This window comes from Rothia sp. 27098_8_161 (genome assembly GCF_041432905.1).
Classification (GTDB): Bacteria; Actinomycetota; Actinomycetes; order Actinomycetales; family Micrococcaceae; genus Rothia.
In genome coordinates this window covers 183507-190073 of the sequence record NZ_JAPWAL010000002.1, presented here as the reverse complement: position 1 = coordinate 190073, position 6567 = coordinate 183507, and the positions used below count along the sequence as shown (strand labels likewise).

5 protein-coding genes are annotated in these 6567 nt (G+C 59.8%); 2 read left to right on the top strand and 3 right to left on the bottom strand.

Translation table 11 applies throughout. The features are described 5' to 3' along the window. Window positions 1-3 precede the first annotated feature (3 nt). Entirely contained in the window at window positions 4-1755 is a 1752-nt protein-coding gene (locus O3648_RS01645; RefSeq protein ID WP_279740989.1) for a long-chain-fatty-acid--CoA ligase, read from the bottom strand. A gap of 296 nt (window positions 1756-2051) precedes the next feature. Between O3648_RS01645 and O3648_RS01640 the strand changes: the two genes are divergently transcribed. After that, entirely contained in the window at window positions 2052-2714 is a 663-nt protein-coding gene (locus O3648_RS01640) for a sugar O-acetyltransferase (RefSeq protein WP_279740991.1), read from the top strand. Window positions 2715-2761: 47 nt separating this feature from the next. Beyond that, window positions 2762-3850 carry a hypothetical protein gene (locus tag O3648_RS01635; RefSeq protein ID WP_371568011.1) on the top strand — a complete coding sequence of 363 codons (1089 nt, stop codon included), beginning with the start codon at window positions 2762-2764 and terminating at the stop codon, window positions 3848-3850. 159 nt (window positions 3851-4009) lie between these two features. Here O3648_RS01635 and O3648_RS01630 read toward each other — a convergent pair whose 3' ends face one another. Together O3648_RS01630 and O3648_RS01625 are read right to left on the bottom strand one after the other, a co-directional pair. Then, window positions 4010-5485 (bottom strand): dihydrolipoamide acetyltransferase family protein, encoded by a 1476-nt coding sequence (locus tag O3648_RS01630; RefSeq protein ID WP_279740994.1) that lies wholly within the window; start codon window positions 5483-5485, stop codon window positions 4010-4012. Between the two features lie 93 nt (window positions 5486-5578). Then, window positions 5579-6565, bottom strand: a complete 987-nt coding sequence (locus O3648_RS01625) for an alpha-ketoacid dehydrogenase subunit beta (RefSeq protein ID WP_279740995.1) — start codon at window positions 6563-6565, stop codon at window positions 5579-5581. Window positions 6566-6567: the final 2 nt, after the last annotated feature.

Genomic DNA, 6567 nt, shown 5'->3' with positions numbered 1-6567 from the left:
CTACTAATCGAACTCGCCCGAAGCAATCAATTGCTCACGCACCTTACGGCGCAGAACCTTACCCAGCATCGAACGCGGCAGATCATCCACGACCACGATGCGGCGCGGAACCTTATAGCGGGTCACCTTCGAGTAGCAGTGCTCACGTAGAGTATGCTCCTGCACCACTCGGCCCGGGGCGGCAATCACAGCAGCAACGACCATCTCACCACCTGCAGGCAACGGAATGCCCACCACCGCCGCATCAGCAACCGTATCGTGCTGCTTGAGGGCGACCTCAACCTCCGTCGGGGAGACATTGAAACCGCCGGTAATAATAACTTCCTTAATGCGGTCCACAATCTGGATGAAGTAGTCCTCGTCCAGGCGCACAATATCACCGGTACGCAACCAACCATCGGGGGTGATGGTCTTCGCCGTCTCGTCCTCACGCTTCCAATAGCCAGCAAAACGCTGAGGGCCCTTCACCCACAGCTCCCCCTCTTCGCCATCGGGCATATCCTCACCGGTCTCCGGGTCTACCACACGAATATCGGTGGAGGGGAACGGAACACCAATGAAACCGGCGCGGCGAGTATCATTGAGCGGGTTGCAGGACACCAGCGGGGCACACTCAGTCAGGCCGTAGCCCTCCACCATGAAACCACCGGAGGCTTCCTCCCACTCGGCAACCAGCTCAGGCGGCAGGTTCATCGCACCAGACACCGCGTAACGGATACCCTCCAGGGACACGCCGCGCTTCTTCGCCTCGTCCATGAGCCGGCGGTACACCGGAGGAACCGCAGGAAGAATGGTCGGGCGGGTCTTCTTCATCGCCTTCAAAATCAGGTCCATGTCCACGGTCGGGAACAGCACCAGGCGGGCACGGCACAGCGACGCAATCGTCACGCCCAGGGTCATACCGTACGCGTGGAACAACGGCAGAACCGAGTAAATCACCTCGTCATCGCCCGGGTTAATCCATGCCTCACCCATACGGCCGTTAGACTCCAGGTTACGGTGGGTGAGCATCACACCCTTCGGCCGACCGGTCGTACCCGAGGTGTACTGCAACAGCGCAATATCGTACGCGGTCGGACGGCGATGAGACGGGTCAATACGCTCACTCTTCACCAAATGAGCCCACGATATAGTCCCCGGAGCGGAACCAGTCAGCTTCTCACGCGAAGCACGTGCATTTTTCAACGGCAACTTCAGCGCGGTACGCATCAGCGCGGGCATCGCCGAAATCATGTTCACCGAATAAATATGAGATGGGCGGATATCCGACGGCAGACCCGTAATATGCGAAGCAATCTTATCCCACACAATCGCGATCTTCGCACCGTGATCCTCAAACATGTGACGCAACTCCGCGCCCGTATACAGCGGGTTATGCTCCACCACAATCGCCCCTAGACGCAGAATCGCGTAAAACGCTGCAATATGCTGAGGACAGTTCGGCAAAATCAGCGCCACACGGTCACCCGGCTGCACACCCGCCACACGCAGACCCTCCGCCGCACGCTCAATCTGATCCCCCAACTCAGCGTAGGTGGTCGTCGCACCAAAAAACTCCAGCGCCACCTTATGCGGTGCGGTACGAACCGCCTCATCAATGAGATGACTCAATGACGTCTCCGGGAGCTCAATATCGCGTGCAGTCCACGGAGTATAGTTCTTCAACCAGGGGCGATGCGCCAACGGATGCGCGCCAGCGGGGGATGCAGGTGCCACCGCATCCTGCAGGTTCGTATTCTTCTGAGCCTCAGTCATGCATTGATTGTGCCTTCCCACGCCCTCACGCTTCAACTCAGTGGCGCCTCTTTCCACGCTGAAAATCACGCCGTACACCCACCCCAGATACCGCAATAAACGCCGAAACACTAAGGTAAACCCAAGCAACTCTGGGATACTTAAAGCATGAGTAAACGACAGCAAGAGATCACTGACGAACAGTTCAAGAAGCTCCTCCGCGAAATTTCCAAACGATTCACTATCGCCGGAGGAGTCGTTATCCTGTTCGGAATGGCTATCATCGCGCTAGTCTACCTTCTGGGAGGAGCCCACTAATGCACACCCCGCAGCGCCCCACCGGTGAAAACTTCAACCGTATGACCAACGGTTCCGTCTACATGCCCGACGCCGAATGCGCCACACAGTTCAAACGCATTTATGCCGCCACCATCCTCGCCGAAGAACACTACGCACGCGGCGAGCAGGCGCAGGCAATGCACGTCTACCGTAAACACCTCGGCCACCTGGGCAAACACGCCCACATCCGACCCGGCGTACGCTTTGACTACGGCGTGAACACCTACATCGGTGACGGTTCCTTCTTCAACTTCGGCACCGTCTTCCTGGACGTCTGCCCGATCCGCATCGGCTCTACCGTACTGGTTGGTAGCAACGTACAGTTTATGACCCCCACCCATCCGCTCCACCCCGGCGACCGCGCCGACTACTGGGAAGCAGGCGCGCCCATCACCGTTGAAGACAACGTATGGATCGGTAGCGGAGCTATCATCCTGGGCGGCGTGACCATCGGCAAGAACTCCGTGATCGGTGCAGGAACTGTCGTCACCAAGGACGTCCCCGCTAGCTCCCTCGTGGTGGGCAACCCCGGCCGCGTCATCCGCACCCTGGATGAGAACGAGCGCCCCGCACACCCGCACACCTTCTCCGCAGAAGCTATGGAAGAAGCACGCGCCTTCTACGCTAACCGCGCACTCTAAGACAACCCGCTTACCACGACCCTAGGATTAGAGATATAAAGGACTTAATGAACGCACAGAACAACACCCCGCAGCAGCATCCGGCTGCTGCGGCGTCCTCCCCCACTGAAAGTGACCTGTGGGAGGCAGCATTCTCCTCCGACGACCCCACCGTGGTCCTGACCGATGAGGAGCTGAACGCGGCACGCCACGCCCACGAAAAAGCGCGCAAGTCGAGCTCTTCGGCGCAGTCCTCACAGGATGCAACCCGTCCCCTCACCGGGGCGGCTACCGCAACCCAGCCGACCCTCTCCCCCGATGCCACTTATCAAGGTGCAGAGTCCGGCGCTAACTTCGGCGAGCCCGGAGATGACAACCTCAGCTGGCTCGACAAGCCTACGCTCCCCAGCCCGGACAACGTACGCAACGGCGCAACTGCCGCCCCCGCTACCGCTACAAGCTACGAGGTGCCCACACCCAGCAACGCCCCCGCTGCATCGAGCACCCCGCAGGCTGCCCCCGCGGCAGATGACCACTTCATCATCTCCACCCCCGCAGGTGATGCCGCTGGTTCGGAACCCATCCTCACCGCCGCAACCGCGCTGTCCATGCAGAAGAGCCGCTACTCCCGCATGCACCTGCTGCCCGGTCTGCTCGGCTGGCTGATTACCATCTCCCTCATGGACGGTGGCTTGTGGGCTATCAAATCGTGGCTGACCCTGACCGGTCAGACCGAGTCCGTCGAGTATGCCTCGGTGGTCTCCAGTCTGTTCAGCGGCGCATCGCACGCTGTGCCGGTCGCGGTGGCGTTGGGTGTGCTCATCTTCTTCGCCTACCTGGTGGGCGGTTACGCAGCCGGACGCATGGCACGATTCGCTGGCGTGAAGCAGGGCATTGCCGTATGGCTCTGGCAGATTATGGCACTCATCATCGGGTCCCTGGCGACCTTCCTCGCGCCTCAGCTGTTCCAGAACGGTGTCGCGTCCCTGTCCCTGCAGAAGCTGATTGCGGGCGATTTTGCGAACGGTCTGCTGGCGGTTCTGCTGGTTCTGGCGTTGAGCTTCCTCGGCGCTGTCCTCGGCGGTCTATGCGGACGCCTGTACCACCGCCGCGTGGACAAGTATCCGAGCGACCAGGTGGCACGCAAGGACGCCTAGACTTCTAAGCACCTGCACCTAGTTGCGATAAGAATAAACCGTACAGAAAACCTCCGGTACCTTACGTAAGGTACCGGAGGTTTTCTGTATCTAAATATCTGTATCCTCAACAACCTCAGCTACCCAGCGATACGACGCTGGCTATCTAAAACATACCGCCTAGTGGTCCAGCAGCAGTGCAGGCTCCTCTAGAATTGCAGCCACATCAGCCATGAAACGAGCCGACAGGTCCCCATCCACCACACGGTGATCGAAGGAGCCACCCAGGGTCGTCACCCAGCGAGGAATAACTTCACCATCAACAACCCACGGCTTCTGCTTGATCGTACCAAAGGCAATAATCGCGACCTCACCGGGATTGATAATCGGGGTACCCGTATCAATACCCAGCGAACCAATGTTCGTAATGGTCAGAGTGCCATTCGCCATCTCAGCAGGCTGAGTCTTACCCTCACGAGCACGAGAGGTTAGGTTGTTCAGTGCAATAGCCAGCTCACGCAGGGACAGCTCCTGCGCGTCCTTAATGTTCGGAACCATCAGGCCGCGCGGGGTTGCCGCAGCAATACCCAGGTTCATAAAGTGCTTAATCTGGATTTCGCTATCGGTCCATGTTGCGTTGACCTGTGGGTTACGCTCAGCAGCCCAAATAACCGCGGCGGCAAGCACCAGCAGCGGGGTGACCTTCACGCCCTCAAAGTGGCGAGACTTCTTCAGACGCTTCACGAACTCCATGGTGCGCGAGGCATCAACGTCCACGAAGATGGACACGTGCGGAGCGCTAAACGCCGAGGAAACCATTGCCTTCGCGGTAGCCTTACGCACGCCACGCACCGGGATACGCTCGATGCGGTCACCGGGGGTGGTTGCAGACTGCCAGAAGGGCTGGCGGGCACCGCTATGCTGCACATCGTTCAGGTGCGCCACATAGTTCATGAGGTCTTGCTTAGTCACCTGGCCGCGCGTACCGGTAGCGGTCACGTTCGCCAGGTCAACACCCAGCTCCTTTGCGGCAAGACGCACCGGAGGCGGCGCGAGGGTTGGGCGGTGCGGAACCTGCTCGGGAGCCAGAGTCGGCGCAGGAGCCGCTACGGGCTCGGGTGCTAGACGCTGCACCACCGAGTTCAGCGGAGTGTTCTCCACAAAGCGGGAGGCGCGCTCAGCCAGCTCACCCAACAGGCCCTGGTTGCGATTCACCGGATCGGCGGGGGCGTGCGCCACGGGTGTCTGAACAGCCGGTGCAACCGATGCCACAGTAGCCTGTGCGGGTTGGGTTGCGGAGGCGCTGCGCTTGCGGGCGCGACGCTTCACCACATCCGCCTTGGGACCGGAGCCGACCAGCGCGGTGCCGGACTCAGCCTCTGCGGCGGTGGGAGCTATCGGGGTTGCGGGTGCCTTGTCGCCGCCGGAGATGCTGATAATCGGGGTGCCCACCTCAACGGTTTCACCTTCAGTAACAAGCAGCGCCTCGACGGTACCGGCGAAGGGCGAGGGAAGTTCCACGATGCTCTTAGCGGTTTCAATTTCAACGAGGACGTCGTTGATGGCGACCTCGGCGCCGACTGCTACCTTCCAGCTGAGGATTTCTGCTTCGGTCAGGCCTTCACCCACGTCAGGGAGCGGGAAAATCTGGGACATTTTTACCTCTCACTAGGGTATATACCCTATACGGAATATTATGTGCGGGCTTGCAACCCGCCGTAGCGCAACACGCTAATACTGAGGGAGTGACTAGTAGTCAAAAGCACGGTCGACCGCCTCAAGAATACGGTCAATATCGGGTACATACTCTTCCTCAACACGGGAAACCGGGTACGGCATGTAGTAGCCACCCACGCGAATCACCGGCGCCTGCAGGCTGTAGAAGCAACGCTCCGTAATCGCCGCAGCCAGCTCACCACCCATACCGCCGAAGGTTGGCGCCTCGTGGGCAATAATCAGGCGACCAGTCTTCGCTACCGAAGCAGCAACGGTCGGCACATCCAGCGGCGAAATCGAGCGCAGGTCAATGACCTCGATCGAGCGGCCATCCTCCACGGCAGCCTCAGCGGCAGCCAGAGCAACCGGCACCAGCGGACCGTACGCAACGATAGTCGCATCCGTACCTTCACGCACCACCTGGGCGCTAAAGGGATCAAAGGAAGTGTCGCTAAAATCCACTTCGCCCTTGAGCCAGTAGCGGCGTTTCGGCTCAAAAATAATGACCGGGTCGGGGCACTCAATCGCCTTACGGGTCATCCAGTACGCCTCGTGCGGGGTCGAGGGGGTCACAATACGCAGACCCGCAGTGTGGGCGAACAGCGCCTCCGGGGACTCGGAGTGGTGCTCCACAGAACCAATCACACCACCATACGGAATACGGATAGTCACCGGCACCGTGTACTGCTTGTCGGTGCGGTTATGAATCTTCGCCAGCTGGCTCGTGATCTGGTTGTAGGCGGGGAACACGAAGCCGTCGAACTGAATCTCCGGCACGGGACGGTAGCCACGCAGCGCCATACCGATGGAGGTACCGATAATGCCAGACTCGCCCAGGGGCGCATCCATAACGCGGCGGTTACCGAAACGTGTCTGCAGACCCTCGGTCACACGGTACACGCCGCCGAGCTTACCGATATCCTCACCGAGCATGACGACGGTGCGGTCGGCTTCCATGGCGTCTTCTAGGCCGCGGGTAATCGCCTTGGCGAGGGTCAAACGTTCAATTTTCTCGCTCATGC